The sequence below is a fragment of the Longimicrobium sp. genome, assembly GCA_036387335.1.
In the GTDB taxonomy this organism is placed as follows: Bacteria; Gemmatimonadota; Gemmatimonadetes; order Longimicrobiales; family Longimicrobiaceae; genus Longimicrobium.
Window position 1 is genome coordinate 1 of record DASVTZ010000265.1, and the last position, 22,345, is coordinate 22,345.

Sequence of the window (22,345 nt, forward strand, 5' to 3'; positions counted from 1 at the left end):
GCCATGCGGAGTACACGGCCAAGAAGGCCGGCATCTCCCGCCAGCAGGCCGACGAGTTCTCCGTGAACTCGCACCGCAAGGCCGTCGCCGCGATTCAGGCCGGCAAGTTCACCGAGGAGATCGTCCCGGTGGAGATCTCCGGGCGCAAGGGCACGACCGTGGTGGATGCCGACGAGGGCCCGCGCGCCGATTCGTCGCTGGAGAGCCTCGGTAAGCTGAAGCCCGCCTTCACCAAGGATGCGCCCAAGGACGTCACCGACCCCGTGGTGACCGCTGGCAACGCCTCGTCGATGAACGACGGCGCGTCGGCGGTGCTGGTCGTGTCCGAGGAGTACGCGCGCGCTCACGGGCTCACTATCCTGGGCCGCATCACCGCCTACTCCACGGGCGCCGTGGAGCCGAACGAGCTCTTCTTCGCGCCCATCCAGGCGGTGAAGCGGCTGATGAAGAAGACCGGCACCGGCATCAGCGACTTCGACCTGATCGAGGCCAACGAGGCGTTCGCCGTCCAGGCGCTCGCCAACGGTCAGGGGCTGGAGTGGGACTGGGACCGCGTCAACGTGAACGGCGGCGCGGTCGCGCTGGGCCACCCCATCGGCGCATCGGGCGCGCGGGTGCTCACCACGCTCCTCCACGCCATGAAGGACCGCGACGCTGAGACCGGCCTCGCCACGCTCTGCCTGGGCGGCGGCGACGCGGTGGCGCTGTCGGTGGAGCGGGTGTAGGGCCGGAACAGAAGTGCTAAGTGCCAAGTGCTGAGTGCTGGGTGATCCCGGTACAGCACTTAGGACTTAGCACTTAGCACTTTCATCCTCCACAGAACCGAAACCGACATGATGAACACCCAGCGCGGCACCCTGGCCGGAACCAGTCTGGTTGCTTCCAAGCCGCTGCGGCGCGCGATCGGCGTCGTGGCGTTCGCGGCGGCGACGGCGTTCGGGGCCAAGGTGGCGATCCCGCTGCCCGGAACGCCCGTGCCCTTTACGCTGCAGCCCCTCTTCGTGATGCTGGCCGGCGCCGTGCTCGGGTCGCGGCTCGGCGCGCGCAGCCAGATGCTTTACCTGCTGGCCGGCGTCGCGGGGCTCCCCGTCTTCGTGGCGGGCGGCGGCGCGGCGTACCTGCTGGGGCCCACCGGCGGCTACCTGATGGCGTATCCCGCCGCGGCGTGGCTCGCCGGGCTGGGCGCGCGGCGCGGCACAGGGCGCGCGCTCGCCGGGCTGCTGGCGGCGCTGGCGGCCATCTACGCCGGCGGCCTGATCTGGCTCGCGATCGTCGGCTCGGTGACGGCGGCGGTGGCGCTGGGCGTGGCGCCCTTCCTCCTGGCCGACCTGGTCAAGGTGGGGATCGCCCTCGCGGTGTCGCGCCGGGTAGGCAAGCGGGCGGGCGAGATCCTGGATCGGTGACCGAGCAGGCGGAGGCCCCGCGCAGGACGGACGCGTTCTTTGGCCCGCACGGCGTGCGGACCGGGTGGCGCGTCCTCCTGTTCGTGGCTCTCCTCTTCACCTTCACCGTCCTCCTCGTCGTGCTCATCGTCGCGAGCAAGCTGTTCGACGAGATGACGGGCGGGTTCGTGGCGCTGCTCCTCGCGGGGCTGCTGGCCAGCGCGGTGATGCTGCGCGCGGTGGACCGGCGGCCCTTTGGCGCGCTGGGCTTCGCGCTGGAGCCGCGGGCGGCGCGCGACTCCGCCGTGGGCTTCGGGATAGGGGGCGGACTGCTGGCGGGCGCGGTGGTGCTCCTCGTGGTGGCGGGAACCGCGCGCTGGGTCGCCGACGACGGGAGCGCCGCCGAATATGCCGTCTCGCTCGCCCGGGCGCTGGCCATCTTCACGGTGGCGGCGGCGGCGGAGGAGGTGATGTTTCGCGGCTACGCGTTGCAGGCGCTGGTGCAGGGGACGGGCGTGTGGCCCGCGATCCTGCTGACCTCCGCGGCGTTCGCGGCGGGCCACGCCAACAACCCGAACGTCACCTGGCTGGGGCTGGCGAACATCTTCCTCGCCGGAATCATGCTGGCGGTGGCGTACCTGCGGACGCGGTCGCTCTGGTTTGCCACGGCGCTGCACATGGGGTGGAACTGGGCGATGAGCGCGCTGCTCGACTTTCCGGTGAGCGGCGCGCAGTTCGACACGCCGCTCTACAGCGCCCGCGAGCTGGGGGCCGACTGGTGGACGGGTGGCCCCTTCGGCCCGGAGGCGGGCCTTGCCGCGACTTTGGCGATTGTCGCGGGGACGGCGTGGATGATGCGCACGCCGCTCCTTTCGGCGTCGCCGGGCATTCGCGCGCTGCGCCCGCTGGTGGATGCGCGCCTGGGGGACGCATGGAACGGCCGCTGAACTTCTGGGGGAGCGCGGCGGGGGTGGCGATGGCGTTCGCGTGCCTCGTCCCGCTCCTCTTTCCCTTCGCCCGCCTCGGCGCGGTGACGGCGGCGGACCGGGACCGGATCTGGCTCCTGGTGGTCTTCACCGCCGGGGTGATGGCGATCCTCTTCGGGGCGGCGGCGTGGGTGGCGGGCCCAAAGATGCTCACCCTGCGCGACGTGGTGGAGAGCGGCGGCGTGGCCGAGGCGCGCGCCATCCGCGAAAAGGCGGACCGCGCCCGCGCCGCGACCCCCCGCTACGGCAACCCCGCCACCTGGCTGATCGCCACCGGCGGCTTCCTGGTGGGGATCTACTTCGTGCTGTGGATGGTGCGGTAAAGGGCGGGCGGCGTATTATCGGGGGATGAATCCCCCGGCTGGAACCACGCGAAGACCGCTGAAGCGGTCTCGGGGCGGCAGTTCTCCCCCTCACCCGCCCTGCGCCCCCGCAGGCGGGGGAGGGGGTCGGGGGGAGGGGGCCATTGGCAACACACCAGACGAAAGAGCATGGCTGAGATCAAAAAGGTCGCCGTGATCGGCGCGGGGACGATGGGGAACGGGATCGTGCACGTCTTCGCGCAGAACGGCTTCGACGTGACGATGGTGGACGTGCGGCAGGAGGCGCTGGACCAGGCCCAGGCCACCATCCGTGGCAACATGGACCGGCAGATCAAGAAAGGCGCGCTCGCCGAGGCGGACCGCGACGCGGCGCTGGGGCGCATCACGTCGGCCACCGATCTGTCTGCCGTGTCGGGGGCGGACCTGGTGGTGGAGGCGGCGACGGAGAACCGCGACCTCAAGTTCCGCATCTTCGCGGACATGGACGCGCACGCGCCGGAGCACGCTATCCTGGCCACCAACACGTCGTCCATCTCCATCACCGAGATCGCGGCGCGGACGAAGCGCCCCGGGCAGGTGATCGGGATGCACTTCATGAATCCGGTGCCGGTGATGAAGCTCGTGGAGATCATCCGCGGCCTCGCCACCACTGACGAGACGACGCGCACCACCGTCGCGCTCGCCGAACGGCTGGGGAAGACGGTGGCGGAGGCGCAGGATTATCCCGGCTTCGTCGCCAACCGCATCCTGATGCCGATGATCAACGAGGCGGTCTTCTGCCTCATGGAAGGCGTCGCGGAGGCGGAGGCGATCGACACCGTGATGAAGCTCGGCATGAATCATCCAATGGGTCCGCTCGCCCTCGCCGACCTGATCGGCCTGGACACCTGCCTGGCCATCATGGAGGTGCTCCACAGCGGCCTCGGCGACGACAAGTACCGCCCCTGCCCCCTGCTGCGGAAGTACGTGGCCGCCGGCAAGCTGGGGCGGAAAACGGGGGAAGGCTTCTACGACTACAGAAGTGCGTGAGTGCGTGAGTGCGTTGGACCCGGGTGCGTTCATCCCTTTGTCATCCTGAGGGAGCCGCCGGACGGAATGCCGGCAACGCAGGCCGTACTCCCTGCGGCGACTGAAGGATCTAGCCGGCGGGGCAGGAGGTCCGGTGTGACGCTCGAGCCCCTCAGTTCGCGCAGTAGATCCTTCGCTCCGCGCCACAGGACAGAGCAGGGGAGGTCTGGGCCGCGCGTCGCTCAGGATGACAAAGTGTTGGCAGTCGCAACGCACTAACGCACTAACGCACTAACGCACCTTTTCGCCGGTCCATCACCCTTGCACCAGCTTTGATGACACCCGAGCAGCAGCAGATCCGCGACCTGGCCCGCGAGTTCGCCGACGGCGAGCTGCGGCCGCACGCGGAAGAGTGGGACCGCGAGGCGCACTTCCCGCGCGAGGTGATCGGCAGCCTGGGGGAGCTCGGCTTCCTGGGGATGCTCATCCCCGAGGAGTGGGACGGGCTGGGGATGGACGCCACCACCTACCTGATCGCGCTGGAGGAGATCGCGCGCGGCGACGCGTCGGTGGCGGTGGCGATGAGCGTCCACAACTCGCTCCCCACGCAGATGATCCTGGCGCACGGCACCGACGCGCAGAAGGAGCGCTGGCTGAGGCCGATGGCACGCGGCGAGCTGCTGGGCGGCTTCGCCCTCTCCGAGGCGGATGCAGGCTCGGACGCGGCATCGCTCTCGGCGCAGGCCGTGAAGACGGACGGCGGGTGGGTGCTGAACGGCTCCAAGGCATGGATCACCAACGGCGGCTTCGGCGACGTGATGGTGGCGATGGCCCGCACCGACACCCCCGGCGACCGCAAGGGCGCCAAGGGGATCGGTGCCTTCATCGTCCCCACCAACGCCGAGGGGTACCTGGTCGGCAAGAAGGAAGACAAGATGGGGCAGCGCGCGTCGGAGACGGTGGGGATCGCCTTCCGCGACCTCTTCGTACCCGACGACCAGCTCCTCGGCGAGCCGGGGATGGGGCTGATCTACGCGCTGCAGGGGCTGGACAACGGGCGGATGGGGATCGCCGCGCTCGCCACCGGGATCGCGCAGGCGGCGCTGGAGCACTCGCTCTCGTACGCGGACGAGCGCAAGCAGTTCGGCACCTCCATCCGCGAGTTCCAGGGGCTGGGGTGGAAGCTGGCCAACATGGCGCTCCGCGTGGAGGCCGCGCGCGCGCTCACCCACCGCGCCGCCGCCGCCAAGGATGCCGGCGAGCCCGTCCGCATGCTGGCGTCCATGGCCAAGCTGTACGCCAGCGAAGCGGCCATGAGCGTGGCCACCGACGCGGTGCAGGTGCACGGAGGGTACGGCTACGTGAAGGAGTACCCGGTGGAGCGGCTCTTTCGCGACGCCAAGGTCACCGAGATCTACGAGGGGACCAGCGAGGTCCAGCGCACGGTTATCGCGCGGGAGCTTTACCGGCAGTAGGTTACCGCGCGGCTCGACCCAATCGTCGCGCCGGCACTTCAAGCACTTCTGCACAGAGCCAGGGCATGGAACTGTTTTCGATGATCGGCGAGCACGAGCACGAGCAGGTCGTCTTCTGCTACGAGCCGTCCTGCGGGTACAAGGGGATCATTGCCATCCACAACACCGTGCTCGGGCCGGCGCTGGGCGGCACGCGCTTCTGGAACTACGCCTCCGACGAGGAAGCCTTCATCGACGCGCTGCGCCTGTCGCGCGGGATGACGTACAAGGCGGCGGTGGCGGGGCTCAACCTGGGCGGCGGCAAGTCCGTCATCGTGGGCGACCCCAAGACCACGCGCCGCGAGGAGATCTTCCGCGCGCACGGCCGCTTCGTGGAGACGCTCAAGGGCCGCTACATCACCGCCGAGGACGTGGGCACCTCGCCGGACGACATGGAGTTCGTGGCGATGGAGACGGAGCACGTCACCGGCCGCCACGGCGCCTCGGGCGACCCGTCGCCGGTGACGGCGTACGGCGTGTACCAGGGGATCAAGGCGGCGGCGTTCGTGAAGTTCGGCTCCTTCGAGCTCGCCGGGAAGACGGTGAGCGTGCAGGGCGTTGGCCACGTGGGCTACTACCTCTGCCAGTACCTGGCCTCCGAGGGCGCGCAGCTGATCGTCACCGACATCGACCAGGAGCGGGTGGGGCGCGTGGTGGAGGAGTTCGGCGCGCGGGCCGTGGGCCTCAACGAGATCTACTCCGCCGAGGCGGACATCTACGCCCCGAGCGCGCTGGGCGCCACCATCAACGACGAGACGATCCCGCTGCTCAAGGCCACCATCGTGGCGGGCGCGGCGAACAACGTCCTCGCCGAGGCGCGCCACGGCGACGAGCTGCACCGCCGCGGCATCCTGTACGCCCCGGACTACGTGATCAACGCGGGCGGCCTGATCAACGTGTGCGGCGAGCTGAACGGGTGGTCGGCCGAGCGCTCCATGCGCAAGGCGGGCGACATCTACACCACGCTCGTGCAGATCTTCGAACACGCCGAGTCGGCGGGCATCCCCACCTACGTCGCCGCCGACGAGATCGCCGAGCGCCGCATCGAGTCCGTCGGCCGCATCCAGCGCACCTACGTGTGATCTGCCGCGTAGCACACGGTGAAGAGGGCCCGGCGCGCTGCGTCGGGCCCTTTCTGTCTCCTCTTGCGGGTTCCTCTGTGTCTCTGTGTGAGGCTTTTGCTGTGTTCAGAGCCGGAAATTGACCATGAGGACTTCGCCGGGGCCGTCGCCGAGCTCCTCGCAACGGGAGTAGCTGTCGTCCAGCCAGGGGCGGATGCCATCGATGGCGCCGTTCTCCTCGCCGCCGGCCTGGTGCGCCAGGAAGCGCGCCTCCTCCTCGTCCGCGGCGCGCACCACGAAGCCGAAGGCGCGGTTGGCGTAGGGCGTCCAGGGGTCCTTGCCGTCCACGCACCACCAAAGCGTGTCGTGGCGGGGGGTGAGTCTCCAGAACTTCATCGATGCTCGCGTGCGGGTGGGTGCCGGGCGCTCGTTGCGCGCACAACGTAGCGCCGCCCGTGCCCCGGCGGGAGGGCGGGCGGTTGCGCGGCGCGCGCGCGGGTGTATCGTTCCACCGGCACCCCCACTCTCCAACCCGTTCCGCGCGCAGACCATGAAGCGAGCCGCATCCGTCCTGGCACTCCTCCTCCTGACCGCCTGCACCGGCCCGCGTCCGACGCAGGAAGACTACATCACCGTCACGCGCCAGGTGATCTCCTTCATCCAGCAGGACTCGCGCACCCACATGCTGGGCCGCCCCTCCGACGGGCCGAGCTGGGTCGACGTGAAGGGCTTCGCCGTCCGCGCGCGCCAGGTGACCGGCGACAGCATCCGCGTGGCGCGCCTGATGGAGATCCTGGGCAAGCCGCGCATCGCCGACCCGCGCCAGGTGCTGCTGATCGACGACGAGGAGCAGGGCGGGCTGGGCGGCACGTGGGTGCGCGAGTACGGCAACTACGTCTCCCCCAACGTCGTGCGCTACACCCGGGACCAGATCACCCTGATCGTGGTCGGCTACACCACGGACCGCCGCACCTTCCCCACCGTCATCTGCGACCGCACCTGGCGCCTGCGCTACCGCAAGGAGGCCGGCCAGTGGCGCGTGACGGAGAAGCAGCTGATGAAGAACTGCCCGGGCAACAAGCCGTAGGGGGCCGCGGCGGGGCCCCCTCCCCCGCTCGTTCCTCGCGGCCCCTCCCCCAAAACAACCTGGGGGAGGGGCGCACGCGTGGATCCCTGCACGTCCCACGGTTCTGGGAGGGGCGCGATTTATCGCGCCCGTGCCCGCCCCGGCACCGCCGCCCGCCCGAACACCCGGACCTTTGTAGGGGCCGCCCCGCGTGGCTGCCCGTGCCCGCCCCAGCCCCGCCGCCAGCCCTCGCACACGAAACCTCGTAGGGGCAGACCTGCGTGTCTGTCCACCCTCGCCGCGTCCTCCACATCCGCCATCCGCCACACCCGATCAATACCCAACCCCCCGCGGCCACGCCATCGCGATGAGCGCCTCCCAGGCGAGGGCGGTGCGGTAGGCGCGGTTGGACTCGGCCCAGCCGGCGATGCGGCGGGAGGCGTGGAGGAGGCGCGCCTCGTCGCCGGCGCCGATGCCGTCGCCAAGGCAGGCGAAGACGGCGAGGGGCGCCCACAGCTCCTGCGGCAGACGCGCCCCGCGCAGGGCGCCGATCCGTCCCTGCTCGTCCAGCGGCGCACCTCGTGCCCGCCAAGCGCGCGCATCGCGCAACGCCCTCCACACCGCCAAACCCGCCGCCTCGCCCAGCTCCGCCACCAGCAGACCTCCCTCCACCACCTCGTCCTCGCCGCTGCGGGGAGAGAAGGCGGGGGGCGGCACGCGGGCGAGAAAGATCACGTCGCCGCGGGCGCCCGCAGCGCGGACGCCAGCTCCTCCACCTCCGCAAGGACGCGCGGGTCCACGCGGCGCAGCGGGCCGCGCAGCACGTGGCGGCACGCCTGGTCCAGTCGCGGCGCGTCGCGCAGCAGGGAGGACGCGTGCGCCATGTCCACCAGCGCGCGCGCGAGCGTCTCGTCGTCGCCGCCGCGCTCTACTATCGTCCACGCGTCCCACCACGCCTCCTGGTAAAGCGGGCGGTTCCCCAGGCCGGCGGCGACGCGCGCCAGCAGCGCCAGCGTGGTCACCCGCTCCCCCGGCTGCACGCGCGTGGGAAGGAGCCGCTGGAGCGCCGGAAGCGCCCGCTCGAACGTGCCGCGGAGCACCCAGAGGCGCGCCAGATCGTGCTGAAGCTCCGACTGGCGCGCGTGCCCCCGGCCGTACGCGCGCATCGCCAGCCGCGCGAAACGCTCCGCATCCTCGTAGTCGCCGGACTCCAGAGAGAGCAAGAAAAGGCCGTGCAGTGCGGTGGCCCGGATGGCAAGAAGCCCGTGCCGCCTGCTTGCGCGCGTCCCCTTGATCAGGGCCCGCCGTGCCGCCTCCGCGGAGCCGCGCCTGGTCTGGAGGCGCCCCAGCTCCACCCACGCCTGCGCGTACGAGGCCCAGTCCCGCCGCCGCCGTGCGAGGCCGATCGTCCGCCGCAGCCACGTCTCCGCGCGCGCAAGGCGGCGGAAGTGGAGTGCCAGCACCCCCACGGCGAGCGCCGCGGACGCATCCTCGGGCGACGCCAGCGCACCCGCCTGCGCGAAAGCGAGCGAGGTGTTGGGCGCGCCCTGCTCCTGCGCCCACCGCGACACCTGGAGGCACACCAGCGTCACGATCTCGGAGCTGGCGCCGGCCGGGTTCCCCACCAGCGCAGCCAGCGTGGAGAGCGAAACCTCCAGCGCGGGCTCCACCGCCGCCGAGCGCAGCAGCCGCAGCCGCTCCGCCGCGGCTGGCGCGGCGAAGAGGGCGGGGCGGTCCTCCGGCGCGACTTCGGCCCACAGCGTCACGTCGCGCAGGGAGTGCCAGAGGAGGAGCCCCGCCTCGCCGCGAAGCTCTTCCAGGATCCCCGTGCCCTCCAGGGTCTCGTCCGGCTCGCGAAGAATGGCGGGAGGTATGCACCAGCGGCGCACTGTGTTACGGCGCGGAGTGCGCGCGCGTAAACGCGCGCTACGTGGTGTCGTCGGGTCCATGAGTGCCTCCGGGTAAGGCGCCGCGCCGCGAGGGCGGGTGCGGGGAGCCGGGTTGGCCGGGCGCGCCCCCGAGCGCGCTTCCAGCCGTCTCCGTGCGGTGTACCCTTGCGGGAGGAGCCTCCCCCAATGTACTCTTGCACAGAGATCCCACCCAAAAGTAGACAGAGTAGACGGGCGCAGTATAGCCCCTTGGATCGAGCGCGTCAATGGCGTCGAACGATGGGGCCGCACCGCTGGCCCGCCTGCGCGAAGCGGTCGAGCGGCAGGTGAGCGCGAGGTCGCTGAGGCATGCGGCCCGACAGGTGGGGATGAGCCCGACCGGCCTCCAGAAGTTCCTGGCCGGAAGCGCCCCTTCCGACGCTACCTGCCGGAAACTGGAGCGCTGGGCGTTCGACAAGGCCGTCGCGGGCGAGCCTCCGACCGCCGAAACGGCGCTCGCCATCCTTCGCCTGTTCGCGGGTGCGCTCCCTCCGCGCCGCCACTCGGAAGCGGTAGAGCGGCTGCTGGCCGTGCTGGAGTCCGCCTTCGGCGACGGCACCCGTCCCGAGTGGCTGGTGGAGGCCCGCAGTGCTCTCGATTCCGCTTCCGAAGGTCCGATTCCGTGACAACCCCCGCATCGCAATGAAAGCGCTTTCCTCGTCGTCCGCAGTCGCCGCCCTCGCGGTGCTCTCCCTCGCCGCGTGCGGCCGGAAGGAGGAGACCATCGTGCTGGGCGTCGCCGCGCCTCTCCAGATGGCCAACGGCAAGTCCGTGCAGATGGCCGCCGAGATGGCCGTGGACGAGATCAACAAGAAGCTCGCGGGTACCGGCCGCACCTTCGCGCTCGAGATCCGCGACGACGAGAAGAGCGAGAAGAAGGGGATCGAAGTCGCGCGGGACCTGCGCGAGAACGAAAAGGTGGTGGCGGTGATCGGGCACGTGAACTCGGCCGTGTCGATCAAGGCGGCGCCCATCTACAACATGCCGGCGGGCGAGCAGGACAGCATCCTGGGCGATCCGGTCGTGCAGATCTCGCCGGCGTCTAGCGCGCCGGCGCTCACGGGCGCGGGTCCGTGGACCTTTCGCGTCACCCCCACCGACCTGGAGTTCTCGCCCGTGCTGGCGAGGCACGCGCGCGAGCGGCTCGGGAGCAGCAAGGCGGCGGTCATCTACGCCAACGACGAGTACGGGCAGGGGGTGACCTCCACCTTCGCGGCCGCTTTCCGCCGCCAGGGCGGACAGATCGTCTCGTCCGACCCGTACCTCCCCGACATCCTCAAGAACCCGGCGGCGCTGGACCCGTACCTGGTGCGCGCCATCCGCCGCGGCGCCGACGCGCTGGTGATCGGCGGGCAGGCGGACGCGGGTGTCCCCATCATCCAGGCCGCGCGCCGGCTGGGGTACACCGGCCCCATTCTGGGCGCGGATGGGCTGACCGGGGTCAAGGACGCGCGCGGGGTAGGGGAGGGGGTGTTCGTGAGCTCCGCCTTCCTCCCGGACCACGACACGCCCGCGGCCCAGAAGTTCGTTGCCGCGTTCCGTGCGCGCTACAAGACGTCGCCGGACCACCGTGCGGCGCAGACCTACGACATCGTTTATCTTCTCTACGAGGCCATCACCAAGGTCGGCCCGGACCGCGAGGCGATCCGCGGCTACCTTGAGCAGGTGGGCCGCCCCGGTGGGCACCCGGCCTTCGACGGCGTCAGCGGCACCATCAAGTTCGACGAGAACGGCGACGTCGTCGAGAAGCCGGTCGTCATCGGCGTCGTCCGCGGCAGCGAGCTGGTGACGGCGCGGTAGGACGTCGTTTCGCAGGAAGAAACGCCCCCGGCATCGTTCGCGTGCCGGGGGCGTTTTGTTTGTCGGACAGGCGTTTGCCGATTCGCGGACGGTGGGGCGGCGGCGGGCACGGGCAGCCACGCGGGGCGGCCCCTACGGGATCGGTGTGCGTGGGCGAGCGTCGGGGTGGCGGCGAGGGCGGGCGCGATGAATCGCGCCCCTACCGGATCTGTGTGACGCGCGCGGAGTTCTCCCCCTCACCCGCCCTGCGCCCCCGCAGGCGGGGGAGGGGGCCGGGGGGAGGGGGCCCTCACCCAAACACCGGAATCGCGGCCCCATTCGGCTCCTCGGCGGTGCCGGAGCAGAGGCGGACGATCTGGGCGGCGACGGTTTCCGGCTTGATCCAGGAGGCGGCGTCCGCGTTGGGCATGGAGGCGCGGTTGGCGGGGGTGTCCAGCGTGCCCGGGAGCACCGCGTAGGAGCGGACGCCGGAGGGGCCGTACTCCTCCGCGATCACCTCGCTCAGCGTGAGGAGCGCGGACTTGGAGACGGCGTACGCCCCGTTGTTCGCCCGCGACTCGCGCGCCGCGCGCGAGGAGACGAAGACCAGCGTGCCGCCCCCCGTCATCACCGGCAGCGCGGCCCGGGCCACGAGGTAGGCGGAGCGCAGGTTGAGGTCCATCATCCGATCCCACAGGTCGGTGGGGGTGTCGCCCAGCAGGACGCCGCCCGACCAGCCGCCCACCAGGTGCGCCACCGAGTCCAGCCGCCCCGTCCACTCCACTGCCTCGCGCACGGCGGCGGCGGCGCCGCGCTCCGTGGTCAGGTCCAGGAAGCAGGTGTCTACGCGGCCGCTGTACTCGTTCGCCAGGCCGTCCATGGCGTGCGCGTCGCCCTTGTGCAGGGGCACGAAGACGCGGTGGCCGGCCTCCAGGAAGGCGCGCGTGACGGCGCGGCCGAGGTTGCCTGCGCCGCCGGTGACCATCGTCACCGGTCCCGCGGTTTCATTGTTCGGCATGGAGACGGCCGGTGGCGTGGGTGAGCTTGTTGAGGCGCTCGGCGAGCGCGGTAGTCAGGTCTTCGCGGCGGAAGCGCCATCCCCAGTTCCCCTGCGAGGTGCCAGGGACGTTCATGCGGTCCTCGCTTCCCAGCCCCAGCACGTCCTGAAGCGGCACCACCGCCAGCGCGGCGGGGGACCGGAAGACGACTTCCATCATCCCCCAGTGCACCGACCGTTCCGGCGCGTCCGTCAGCCTGCGCAGTCCCGCGCGGTCCGCCTCGGACGCGGCGCGGTACCAGCCCAGCGAGGTGTCGTTGTCGTGCGTCCCCGTGTACGCCACGGTGTTCGCCGCGTAGTTGGCGGGGAGGTGCGGGTTCTCCTGGTCGTCGCCGAAGGCGAACTGCAGCACGCGGATCCCCGGCATCCCCAGCGACTCGCGCAGCGCGTCGACCTCGGGGGTGATGACGCCGAGGTCCTCCGCGATCAGCGGCAAGGGGCCCAGCTCCTTCGCTACGGCGGCGAAGAGGCGTGATCCGGGGCCCGGCTGCCAGGTGCCGTTGAGCGCCGTCTCCTCCTCGCCCGGCACCTCCCAGTACGACTCGAAGCCGCGGAAGTGGTCGATGCGCGCCAGCTCCACCCACTCCAGTGTACGCCGGAATCGCTCCTTCCACCAGCGGAATCCGTCGCGCTCCATTACCTTCCAGCGGTAGAGCGGGTTTCCCCAGCGCTGCCCCGTCTCGCTGAAGTAGTCGGGCGGCACGCCGGAGACCACCGTGGGCATCCCGTCCGCGTCGAGCGAAAAGAGCTCGGGGTGCGCCCACACGTCCGCGCTGTCGTGCGCCACGAAGATGGGGATGTCGCCCACGATGGCGATGCCCGCCTTGGTGGCGTAGCGGCGCAGCGCCGACCACTGGCGGTCGAAGAGGAACTGCCCGAAGGCGTGCCGCTCCGCCTCCTCCGCCAGCTCCGTGCGCGCCCTGCGCAGCGAGGCCGGCTTGCGCGTGCGGATGCCCGGCTCCCAGCTCGTCCACGGCGACCCTTGCGCGTCGCGGAGGGCGCGGAAGAGGGCGTAGTCGTCCAGCCAGTACGCGTGCTTTTCCCGGTACGCGGCGAAGGCGTCGCGGAGCGCGGGGACGCGGCCGGCCCTGAGACCCTCGTATGCGCTGCGGATGAGCGCATCGCTGCGGCGCGCGGCGGCGGTGAAGTCCACGCGCGGCAGCTGGGCGTTCTCGTCCGGCTTCTCGATCAGACCATCTTGAGCCAGCCGCCCCGCGTCCAGCAGAAAGGTGTTGCCGGCCATCGCGGAAAGGCCGTTGTACGGCGATCCGCCCTCGTCCACCGCCACCAGCGGGAGCATCTGCCAGAGGCCCTGCCCCGCCTCCTTGAGCCAGTCCACGAAGCGGAACGCCTCGTCGCCCAGGGTGCCGATGGGACCGCCGGGGAGCGAGGTGGGGTGTAGGAGGACCCCGCTCCGCCTGCGCTCAGTAACGCTCTTCATTCAGCACCGGTGACGGGCGAAGCGGAATCGCGCCCACCGGGAGGACGTACGCCACTTCCGCGCCCTCCAACGCGACCGTGGCGCCGAGCGGCTCCCCCTCTTCCGGCGCGTCGTCGCGGCAGACGCGGAAGAGGCGGTATTCGCCCTCCTCCTGGCTGCCCGGCGCAAGGGTGCCGATCGCGACTTCCCGCGCAGTCTTCACCTTGTTGACCAGGATCCAGCCGAGGTCCGCGGTGGGCGTGTCGGCGGCGCGGCGCTCCAGCAGCAGCGTGTCGCCCTCCAGCCCGCCGACCGCGCGCAGCACGCCCTCGCCCTGCAGCAGCGCGTGGCCCGTCTTCAACGCATGAACGCGCTTGATGAAGCGCCGCAGGTCCATCCGCCGCCGCTCCCAGTCGGTCGGCTTCGTCTCCACCACGTTCACCTGCTTGCGGAAGCCGAACTCGTAGCCGATCGGCATCATGATCCCGGCCGAGAACGCCGCCGCGAATGCGTAGCGCTGCCGCTGCACCGCCTCGTCGCCGTCCGTGTCCGCCGCCAGCCGCGAGGTGTCGTGCGACTCGGGGAAGGCGACGCTGGGCGCGATCGTGCGAAACTCCTCGTGCTGCTTCAGCGCCCACGGCTCGCGGAAGTCCCACCATTTGGACGAGTTGAAGAAGAAGTCGAACCCCGCGTCCGCCAGCGCGGCGACGTCCTCGGTCGGCGCGCCCAGCGTCTCGGCGAAGAACTTCACCTCGCGGTCCACGCGGCGCGCCTCGTCGATCAGGTGGCGCCACAGCTCGGACGGCACCTTGTACGCGGCGTCGCAACGGAAGCCGCGGAAGCCCAGCTCGATGGAGTCCCGCACCAGCTCCGTCCAGTACGCCCACAGCTCCTGGCGGCCGTGGTGCGTCTCGTTGTCGATCTCCGCCAGGTCGCCCCAGGTGGTGACCTTGGACGGATCGTCCGGATCGACGACGAAGGGGCTGCGCACCTGGCCCCGCTCGTCGCGGACGTACCACTCGGGGTGCTCCTGGATGAGCGGCGAGTCCTTGGCCGTGTGGTTGATGACCAGGTCCATGATCGGCTGCACGCCAAGCGCGGAGATCTCCGCCAGCGCGGCGCGGAGCGGCTCCAGGCTCATGGGGTCCGCGCCGGCGGGCACGAAGAGCGGGTTGAGCCGGCGGTACTCCTTGACGGCGTACAGGCTGCCGCTGAACCCCGGGTAGTGCCAGGGGTTGAGGTACACCCAGTCGAACCCCATGTCGCGCGCGCGCCGGGCATGCTCCGCCCACCGCGTCGTGGGGCCCACCAGCCGCTGGAAGAGGTTGTAGATGCGCGGCGTCACGCTGCGCCCCCCAGGATCGAGCGGATCCCTTCCAGCGGCACCCAGATCCAGTCCGGCCGGTTGTTCATCTCGTACCCCAGCTCGTACACGGCCTTCTCCAGCTCGAACACCGCCAGCGCCCGCGCGAACACGTCGGCGTCGGCCGGCACGATGGGCGAGCCCGCCACCGTCGCGCGGTACGCGCCCAGGAAGAGGGTGCGGGCCTCGCGCTCCCATGCGGCCGCCCACCGCTCCAGCGACATCCGGGTGCGGTAGTCGTCGGTGCGGTAATCCTTGAGCGCCACGCGCACGGCGTAGTTGAAGGAGCGCAGCATTCCCGCCACGTCGCGCAGCGGCGAGCCCTTGGCGCGGCGCTCGGCGAGCGGGCGCGCCGGCTCGCCCTCGTAGTCCAGGATGTACCACTCCGACCCGTCCGGCCCCGGCTTTTCCGCGCGGAGCACCTGCCCCAGGTGGTAGTCGCCGTGGAAGCGGGTGCGCACCGTCCCCGCCTCCTGGAGCAGCCGCAGGTCGTCGCCGCGCTGGCGGACGTCGGCCGCGGCACGCACCACGGCCGTCAGCTCGTTGAGGAGCGCGGACGGGAAGGCGCCGGGGATCTTTTCGAGGCGCAGCCCCAGCTCGCCCAGCACCTCGTCCACGTGGCGGGCGAAGGCATCCGCGTACGCGCGCACCTCCGCGTCGCCCACCGGCTCCGGCGCGAAGTCCGGCTCGTCGTCGCCCGCGGAGGCGAGCGCCAGGTGCAGCCGCGCGGTGGTGGCGCCCAGCCGCTCGATGGACGGGAAGAAGTCGCCCGCCATCCGCCGCACCGCCTCCTGCCCCGCGACCGTCTCGGGATCGGCGGCGCTGCGGGAGGCGGCGCCCATGTAGCGCTCGAGCGCCTTCAGCGCCACGCTCCACGCATCCCCCGTGTTGGGGATGAAGGCGAAGAGCCCCGCTACCGACGACGGCTCGCCCGCCCCCTGGTGCTCGATCCACCCGCCCAGCGCCGGCAGGTTGCGGAACGTGGTGCGCTCGGTGAGGAAGCGCGTCACCTCCAGGTCCGGGTTCATCCCCGCTTCCAGCTTGCGGAAGACCTTGAGGATGGCCGAGTCGCCGATGATCAGCGAGGTGTTGCTCTGCTCGGCGGAGATGGCGCGCACGGGCCCGCGCTGCTGGTCCAGCTCCTCGAAGGTGCGCCCGCGGCGAGCCACCAGCCGGCCGCTCTGCCCCTCGATGACCGCTTCCTCGCGGATGGCGTCCAGCAGCGCCCCGGCGAAGCGGCGGTCGCCCAGCGCTTCGAAGACGCGGAACTCCCCCGCCTCGGTGGCCTGCGAGACGATCGCCTCCGGCGCCACACCCGGCTGCAGCGTGGGGTGCAGCGAGAGCGGGAGGAAGTACACCTCCGGCTCGCCCTCCTCGTACCTCACCCGCAGCACCGACGCGATGGCGCGCGGCCCGCGCTCCGGACGCACGATGGCGTGGTCCACCAGCTCGGTGCCCAGGATCTCGCGCGCCTTGCCGCGGAACCAGCGCTGCGAGCGCAGCCACTCGTGCGGCACCGCGGCGACCATCCCCGCCAGCACCCCCGCGTCCTCGAAGACGCGCGCCTCTGCCTCCGCCCACTCGGCCGGCACGTCGTTCCCCGCATCGGCTTCCACGCGCACCGGCCGCAGCCCGAACCAGAAGAACCCGTAGGGGCTCAGCGTCAGCGCGTACGGCGTCTCGTCGATGGGAAGGAACGACGTCTGCCCCAGCAGCTCGACCGGGATGCGCCCGGCGAAGCGCGTGAGGTCGAGCTGCACCGCCTGCGCCGTGCCCGAGAGGTTGTTGACCACCAGGATGGCGTCGCCCTCGTACTCGCGGATGTAGGCGAGGACGTGCGGGTTCTCCGGCTGCAGGAACTCGATGGTCCCGCGGCCGAAGGCGTGGTGCTGCTTGCGCACCGCGATCAGCCGCTTGGTCCAGTTGAGGAGCGAGAAGGGCGAGCGCTCCTGCGCCTCCACGTTGATCGCCTGGAAGCCGTACTGCGTATCCGTGATCGGCGGCAGAAAGAGGCGCGCGGCCTCGGCGCGGCTGAACCCGGCGTTGCGGTCCGGCGACCACTGCATGGGCGTGCGCACCCCGTCGCGGTCGCCCAGGAAGACGTTGTCGCCCATCCCCAGCTCGTCGCCGTAGTACACGATCGGCGACCCCGGCATGGTGAAGAGGATCGAGTTCAGGAGCTCGATCTTGCGCCGGTCGTTGTCCATCAGCGGCGCCAGCCGCCTGCGGATGCCCAGGTTGAGGCGCATGCGCGGATCGGCGGCGTACTCGCGGTACATGTAGTCGCGCTCCTCGTCGGTCACCATCTCCAGGGTGAGCTCGTCGTGGTTGCGCAGGAACATGCACCACTGGCAGTCGTCGGGAATCGGCGGGGTGCGCTCGATGATCTCCACGATCGGCTTCCGGATCCCCTGCCGCACCGCCATGAAGATGCGGGGCATCAGCGGGAAGTGGAACGCCATCTGGAACTCGTCGCCGTCGCCGAAGTAGGGGCGCACGTCCTCCGGCCACTGGTTGGCTTCGGCCAGCAGGATGCGCCCCGGGTACTTGGAGTCCAGCCGTGTGCGGAACTCCTTGAGGATGTCGTGCGTCTCCGGGAGGTTCTCGCAGATCGTCCCTTCGCGCTCGATCAGGTACGGCACCGCGTCCGCGCGGAAGCCGTCCAGCCCGCGGTCCAGCCAGAACTCCATCACCTGGAACATCGCCTCCTTCACGGCGGGGTTGTCCCAGTTGAGGTCCGGCTGGTGGCTGAAGAAGCGGTGCCAGTAGTACTGCCCCGCCACCGGGTCCCACGTCCAGTTGCTCGGCTCCGTGTCGGTGAAGATGACGCGGGCCTCCTTGTACACGGTGTCGTCGTCCGACCACACGTAGAAGTCGCGCTCCGGCGAGCCCTTGGGAGCGCGGCGGGCGCGCTGGAACCAGGGGTGGTCGCTGGAGGTGTGGTTGAGCACCAGGTCCGAGATCACGCGCAGGCCGCGGCGGTGCGCCTCCTCCATGAAGCGCGTGAAGTCGTCCACCGACCCGTACGACGGGTGGATGTTGTAGTAGTCGGCGATGTCGTACCCGTCGTCGCGCAGCGGCGAGGGGTAGTAGGGAAGGAGCCAGATGACGTCCACGCCCAGGCTCTGCACGTAGTCCAGGCGCTGCATCAGCCCGGCGAAGTCGCCGATCCCGTCGGCGTTGGAGTCCTGGAAAGCCTTGACGTGGATCTCGTAAAAGACGGCGTCCTTGTACCAGAGCGGGTCGGAAGCGCTCAACGGGGGCGGTCTCCTGATCGGGGTTCGGGGCCGGCGAACGGCGCGTGCCGCGGCCACAATCGGCCCGGCTCAGGGGCGCCCCGCGTTGCAGGAAGTGCGCCCGCCCCGCCTCAGCCGCCACCGTCGCGACACCTCGCGAACGCGCTGTGATTCCGTCCCCGCTGGACTATCCCGGGACTGAACCCTGCCTCAGCCCACGCTTTGAGCTGGTGTGCCTCGGCTGCTCTGCCTGTCGCTCAGGGCCCGTGTGAGCACCTGACGAGACAGCGTTGTTCGCTACGCTCCACCCGTGGCGCGATTGTGCGGATCTCCTTGCGACACCAGGAGATCCGCTTTCTGTCGCCCTGTTGCTCAGTTGACTTCTACTCCATTACCTTCGAAATCGAACGGAGTGGACATGCCTCGGGACCTGGAGAGAGCGCATGAGGAACTGGAATCTCATGGACGCTGCGGAGACGCTCGCGGAGGTGGTGGAACTCGCGCTTACCTCTGGGCCGCAGCGCGTGGTGAGCCGCGAGCGACGCGCGGTGGTGATGCTCGGCGAGGCGGAGTACCAGCGGCTCGCCGAACGGGTGCCGGCTCCCGCGGTGCGCGGGTTCGGTGGGAAAGAGCTCTTCGAGATCATGCAGAACTCGCCGATCGCGGCCGCCATCCGCGACGGGGACTTGCCCGAGGATTTCCTGGAACGCTCACGGGAAGCGTCACGCCACTCTGAATGCTGCACCGGGTGGACGGGGAGCGCCCGCGAAATGGATGCTGCGGCTCACGATTGATCGAGAACACGGGAGGGGGGAGATGACGGATTTCTGGTACTCGGAGGAAGCGGAGAAGCGGCTTGGTGAAGTGATGCACCGCGCTCTCACCAACGCTCCGCAGACAGTGCTCGGACCTGATTGCACGGCGGTCGTGGTTATGAGTGAGGCGGACCATTACCGTCTCGTGCTCGCTCACCAACGGCTGCTTGCGCTGGGGGAAACCCCACCGGTGCCACGCCAACTGCAGGAAGGTGAGAAGAGTGCATGGGACCATCTTCAGAGCCTGCCGCCCAGCGCGGTTTACGAAGATGGGGAACTGCCTGGAGATTACTTCGAGCGGATGAGGGAGGAGGACCGCCGACGCGAGCGCTGCGCGTGCCGAAATGAAAACGACCTCTCGGCGGACGCGGCCGACTGAGACGCATGCGCTATCTTCTCGACACCAACGTAGTCTCCGACAGCACCAAGCCGCGTCCGGACCCGCGGGTAACAAGGTGGATGGGTGCACGTCCACAGGAGCACTTCGCGCTCAGCACGATCACATTGGGCGAGATCCAGAAAGGTGCTTCGAAACTTGAACCCGGTGCGAAGCGCACTTACCTCATTCAGTGGCTGGAGGAGATCCCCACCGAATACAGAGACCGGGTGATCCCGGTGGACGTGCCAATTGCCAGGGCCTGGGGACGGATCGCTGACGAGGGCCGCCGCGCCGGACGCGAGCTGAGCGTACCGGACGGGATTCTGGTTGCCACCGCGGTCATTCACGACATGGTGCTCGTCACCCGCAACGAACGCCACTTCCGTGACCGCGGCATCCAGATCCTGAACCCGTGGAACCGATGAGAAAACGCAGAGCGCCCCGGCAGCCTTGCGGCCGCCGGGGCGTTGGGGAGCGATCGGGCGAGGATCAGAAGGCCTTGATCTCCTGGATCGCCTTGAGCACGTCCTCCGGCTCGGGGAGGATGGCGCGCTCGACCTGCGGGGCGTAGGCCACCCAGGTGTCCAGCGAGGCCACGCGCTTCACCGGCGCGTCCAGCCAGGGGAAGAGCTCGTCCGCCACGCGCGCCGCGACCTCGGCGCCGATCCCCCACGAGAGCGAGTCCTCGTGCGCGATCACCAGGCGGTTGGTCTTCTTCACCGACGCGGCCACGGCCTCCATGTCCAGCGGGCTCACCGTGCGCATGTCGATGACCTCGGTGGAGATCCCGAACTGGTCCTCGGCCTGCTTGGCGGCCACGACGGAGCGCTGCACCAGCGCGCCCCAGGCGATCACCGTCACGTCCGTCCCCTCGCGCACCGTGCGGGCCTTGCCGAAGGGGATCATGAAGTTGGGGCCGGGATACTTCCCCTTGTTGTACACCTGGCGGTACAGGTGCTTGTGCTCCAGGAACAGGACCGGGTCCTCGCAGCGGATCGCCGTGCGCAGGAGACCCGCGGCGTCGATGGCGTTGGACGGGAGGACGACGCGGATGCCGGGGCAGTGCGCGAAGATCGACTCGCCCGTCTGCGAGTGGTAGATGGAGCCGCCCTTGAGGTAGCCGCCGTACGTGGTGCGGATGACCATCGGCGAGGCGAAGGCGTTGTTAGAGCGGTAGCGCATGGTGGCCACCTCGCCGCGGATCTGCATCATCGCCGGCCAGATGTAGTCGAAGAACTGGATCTCGACCACCGGCTTCATCCCGCGCACCGCCATCCCCACCGCGCGGCCGATGATGTTGGCCTCGGCGAGCGGGGAGTTGAAGACGCGCGTGCCCCCGAACTCGCGCTGCAGCCCCGCGGTGACCTTGAAGACGCCGCCCTTCCCCTTGACGTCGTTGATCATCTCCTCGCGCGAGACGTCGGCCACGTCCTCGCCGAAGACGACGATGCGCGGATCGCGGCGCATCTCGTCCTTGAGGGTGGCGTTGATCAGGTCGACCATCGTGGTCTCGCCGCCGGTGAAGCGCGGGTCGTCCTCGGTGTCGAACTGCTCCGCCGTGGGGTCCACGTCGGGCGAGAAGAGGTACTGCATGGCCGTGGAGGGCGCCGGCTGCGGCGACTCGAGCGCCTCGTCGGTGGCGCGCTGCACCTCGTCGTTGACCTCGGCGTCGATGCGGGCGAGCTCGTCCTGCGTGGCGAGGCCGCCGTCCACCAGGAGCTTGGCGGCGCGCACCAGCGGGTCGCGCTTGGCCTCCTCGTTCCGCATCACCTCCGTCTTGTAGAACCGCTCGTCGTCGGAAAGCGAGTGGCTGTACGGGCGGATCACCTTGGCGTGCACCAGCGCCGGGCCCTGGCGCGTGCGGCAGTACTCCACCGCGCGCCCCATCGCGGCGTACGAGTCCACCAGGTCCGTGCCGTCGCAGTTGATGACGAGGAGGTCCGGGAACGACTGCACCAGCCTGGAGATGCTGCCGCCCGCCGTGTTCACCTCCACCGGGACGGAGATGGCGAACTCGTTGTCCTCCACGATGTAGACGACGGGGAGCTTGAGGTTGGAGGCCGAGTTGAGGCTCTCCCAGAACTCGCCCTCGGAGGTGGTGCCGTCGCCGGTGGTGACGAAGACGACCTCGTCCTCCTTGGCGCCCGTGGTCTCGACCAGCGGCTCGCCCAGCTTGCGGGCGCGCATCGCGGCCTCGGCGGTGCCCACGGCCTGCAGGAACTGCGTGCCGGTGGGCGACGAGGTGGAGACGATGTTGAGCGCCTTGTGCCCCCAGTGCGACGGCATCTGCCGCCCGCCGGAGGAGGGGTCCGCCTCGGCGCCGACGGCCTGCAGGAGGTGATCGAGCGCGGTCATTCCCAGACCGAGCGAGAAGGCGCGGTCGCGGTAGTAGAAGTAGAACCAGTCGTAGCCGGGGCGGGCGTGGGCGGCGGCGGCCACCTGGATCGCCTCGTGCCCGGCCCCGGAGATCTGGAAGAAGATCTTGTTCTGCCCCTTGAGCTGGATCTCCTTGTCGTCGAGGCGACGGGCCAGCAGCATGGTGCGGTAGAAGCCGAGCAGCGTGTCGCGGCCGAGCGCGGCTTCCTCGGTGCGGGGCTTCTTCTTGGTCGTGGTCGCCATCGGATGCAGGCGTTCCTTTATGGGTCGTTGCGCGGCGTCCGCCGCGTCCGGCCGCGGAGGCGGACCGGGGCGAAGAACATATTCGAGAAGCACATCCGGGGCCAGGGGAGTGGGGCGGGGAATGGGGAATGGGGAATGGGGAATGGGGGCATCGGGACCGCGAGGCATTGTGTGGGATGCGTGGGTGCGGTGCGCGGGTAGGCACGGGCAGCCACGTGGGGCGGCCCCTACGGAACCGGTGCGTGCGGCGGGTCGAGAGACGGGCGAGGGCGCGGGCGATGAATCGCGGCCTTACCGGATCGATTCCCCATTTCCCCAGTCCCCATTCCCCTGCCGTTCCGTCCCCTGCGCGGGAACGGGCGTCCACGCGCGTGGACAAGGGACACGCCCGGCGGGTGGTGCGTTCGGG

21 protein-coding genes are annotated in these 22,345 nt (G+C 70.3%); 13 read left to right on the forward strand and 8 right to left on the reverse strand.

Annotated elements, in window-relative coordinates:
* The 7 genes from VF647_26465 to VF647_26495 all read left to right on the forward strand — a co-directional run.
* A partial coding sequence (locus tag VF647_26465; protein ID HEX8455653.1) for a thiolase family protein occupies positions 1–725 on the forward strand: 725 nt, incomplete at its 5' end.
* A 108-nt stretch (positions 726–833) separates the two neighbouring features.
* On the forward strand, positions 834–1,403 hold the full coding sequence (locus VF647_26470) for a biotin transporter BioY (GenBank protein ID HEX8455654.1): 570 nt from the start codon (positions 834–836) through the stop codon (positions 1,401–1,403).
* Positions 1,400–2,329, forward strand: coding sequence for a type II CAAX endopeptidase family protein (locus VF647_26475; GenBank protein HEX8455655.1), 930 nt, complete (start codon positions 1,400–1,402; stop codon positions 2,327–2,329). Before VF647_26470 ends, VF647_26475 begins: the two co-directional genes overlap by 4 nt.
* Positions 2,314–2,691, forward strand: coding sequence for a hypothetical protein (locus VF647_26480; GenBank protein HEX8455656.1), 378 nt, complete (start codon positions 2,314–2,316; stop codon positions 2,689–2,691). The genes VF647_26475 and VF647_26480 overlap by 16 nt, the downstream gene beginning before the upstream one ends.
* 168 nt (positions 2,692–2,859) lie before the next feature.
* Entirely contained in the window at positions 2,860–3,720 is an 861-nt protein-coding gene (locus VF647_26485; protein ID HEX8455657.1) for a 3-hydroxybutyryl-CoA dehydrogenase, read from the forward strand.
* A gap of 314 nt (positions 3,721–4,034) precedes the next feature.
* Positions 4,035–5,174: an acyl-CoA dehydrogenase family protein gene (locus VF647_26490; protein HEX8455658.1), complete on the forward strand. Its 1,140-nt coding sequence runs from the start codon at positions 4,035–4,037 to the stop codon at positions 5,172–5,174.
* Positions 5,175–5,239: 65 nt separating this feature from the next.
* Positions 5,240–6,295, forward strand: coding sequence for a Glu/Leu/Phe/Val dehydrogenase (locus VF647_26495; GenBank protein ID HEX8455659.1), 1,056 nt, complete (start codon positions 5,240–5,242; stop codon positions 6,293–6,295).
* A gap of 105 nt (positions 6,296–6,400) precedes the next feature.
* Here VF647_26495 and VF647_26500 read toward each other — a convergent pair whose 3' ends face one another.
* A complete protein-coding gene (locus tag VF647_26500; protein ID HEX8455660.1) occupies positions 6,401–6,670 on the reverse strand; it encodes a hypothetical protein in 270 nt (89 codons plus the stop codon).
* Positions 6,671–6,824: 154 nt separating this feature from the next.
* Here VF647_26500 and VF647_26505 point away from each other — a divergent pair, with 154 nt between their 5' ends.
* Positions 6,825–7,361: a hypothetical protein gene (locus VF647_26505; GenBank protein ID HEX8455661.1), complete on the forward strand. Its 537-nt coding sequence runs from the start codon at positions 6,825–6,827 to the stop codon at positions 7,359–7,361.
* Between the two features lie 312 nt (positions 7,362–7,673).
* Here the strand turns inward: VF647_26505 and VF647_26510 are convergent, their stop codons facing one another.
* Together VF647_26510 and VF647_26515 are read right to left on the reverse strand one after the other, a co-directional pair.
* Positions 7,674–8,075, reverse strand: coding sequence for a hypothetical protein (locus tag VF647_26510; GenBank protein HEX8455662.1), 402 nt, complete (start codon positions 8,073–8,075; stop codon positions 7,674–7,676).
* Complete coding sequence (locus VF647_26515; protein ID HEX8455663.1) at positions 8,072–9,229, reverse strand: hypothetical protein; 1,158 nt, start codon at positions 9,227–9,229, stop codon at positions 8,072–8,074. Before VF647_26515 ends, VF647_26510 begins: the two co-directional genes overlap by 4 nt.
* Positions 9,230–9,495: 266 nt before the next feature.
* Here VF647_26515 and VF647_26520 point away from each other — a divergent pair, with 266 nt between their 5' ends.
* Positions 9,496–9,894, forward strand: a complete 399-nt coding sequence (locus tag VF647_26520; protein ID HEX8455664.1) for a hypothetical protein — start codon at positions 9,496–9,498, stop codon at positions 9,892–9,894.
* A 16-nt stretch (positions 9,895–9,910) separates the two neighbouring features.
* On the forward strand, positions 9,911–11,068 hold the full coding sequence (locus tag VF647_26525) for a branched-chain amino acid ABC transporter substrate-binding protein (GenBank protein ID HEX8455665.1): 1,158 nt from the start codon (positions 9,911–9,913) through the stop codon (positions 11,066–11,068).
* 289 nt (positions 11,069–11,357) lie between these two features.
* On the opposite strand, the gene VF647_26530 is transcribed toward VF647_26525, so the two are convergent.
* Genes VF647_26530 through treS form a run of 4 tightly spaced genes read right to left on the reverse strand, consistent with a single transcriptional unit; the run spans position 11,358 to position 18,144 of the window.
* The gene (locus VF647_26530; GenBank protein HEX8455666.1) at positions 11,358–12,065 is read right to left on the reverse strand and encodes an SDR family oxidoreductase; all 708 of its coding nucleotides are present in this window, start codon (positions 12,063–12,065) and stop codon (positions 11,358–11,360) included.
* The gene (gene malQ / locus VF647_26535; protein ID HEX8455667.1) at positions 12,052–13,545 is read right to left on the reverse strand and encodes a 4-alpha-glucanotransferase; all 1,494 of its coding nucleotides are present in this window, start codon (positions 13,543–13,545) and stop codon (positions 12,052–12,054) included. Before malQ ends, VF647_26530 begins: the two co-directional genes overlap by 14 nt.
* Positions 13,529–14,869 (reverse strand): hypothetical protein, encoded by a 1,341-nt coding sequence (locus tag VF647_26540; protein ID HEX8455668.1) that lies wholly within the window; start codon positions 14,867–14,869, stop codon positions 13,529–13,531. The genes malQ and VF647_26540 overlap by 17 nt, the downstream gene beginning before the upstream one ends.
* Entirely contained in the window at positions 14,866–18,144 is a 3,279-nt protein-coding gene (gene treS, locus VF647_26545; protein HEX8455669.1) for a maltose alpha-D-glucosyltransferase, read from the reverse strand. The genes VF647_26540 and treS overlap by 4 nt, the downstream gene beginning before the upstream one ends.
* 440 nt (positions 18,145–18,584) lie before the next feature.
* Between treS and VF647_26550 the strand changes: the two genes are divergently transcribed.
* The 3 genes from VF647_26550 to VF647_26560 are packed head-to-tail and all read left to right on the forward strand — an operon-like array spanning position 18,585 to position 19,742.
* Positions 18,585–18,917 carry a hypothetical protein gene (locus VF647_26550; GenBank protein ID HEX8455670.1) on the forward strand — a complete coding sequence of 111 codons (333 nt, stop codon included), beginning with the start codon at positions 18,585–18,587 and terminating at the stop codon, positions 18,915–18,917.
* A gap of 22 nt (positions 18,918–18,939) precedes the next feature.
* Positions 18,940–19,317 carry a hypothetical protein gene (locus VF647_26555; protein HEX8455671.1) on the forward strand — a complete coding sequence of 126 codons (378 nt, stop codon included), beginning with the start codon at positions 18,940–18,942 and terminating at the stop codon, positions 19,315–19,317.
* A 5-nt stretch (positions 19,318–19,322) separates the two neighbouring features.
* Complete coding sequence (locus tag VF647_26560) at positions 19,323–19,742, forward strand: type II toxin-antitoxin system VapC family toxin (GenBank protein ID HEX8455672.1); 420 nt, start codon at positions 19,323–19,325, stop codon at positions 19,740–19,742.
* 64 nt (positions 19,743–19,806) lie between these two features.
* Here the strand turns inward: VF647_26560 and VF647_26565 are convergent, their stop codons facing one another.
* Entirely contained in the window at positions 19,807–21,936 is a 2,130-nt protein-coding gene (locus VF647_26565; GenBank protein HEX8455673.1) for a dehydrogenase E1 component subunit alpha/beta, read from the reverse strand.
* Positions 21,937–22,345: the final 409 nt, after the last annotated feature.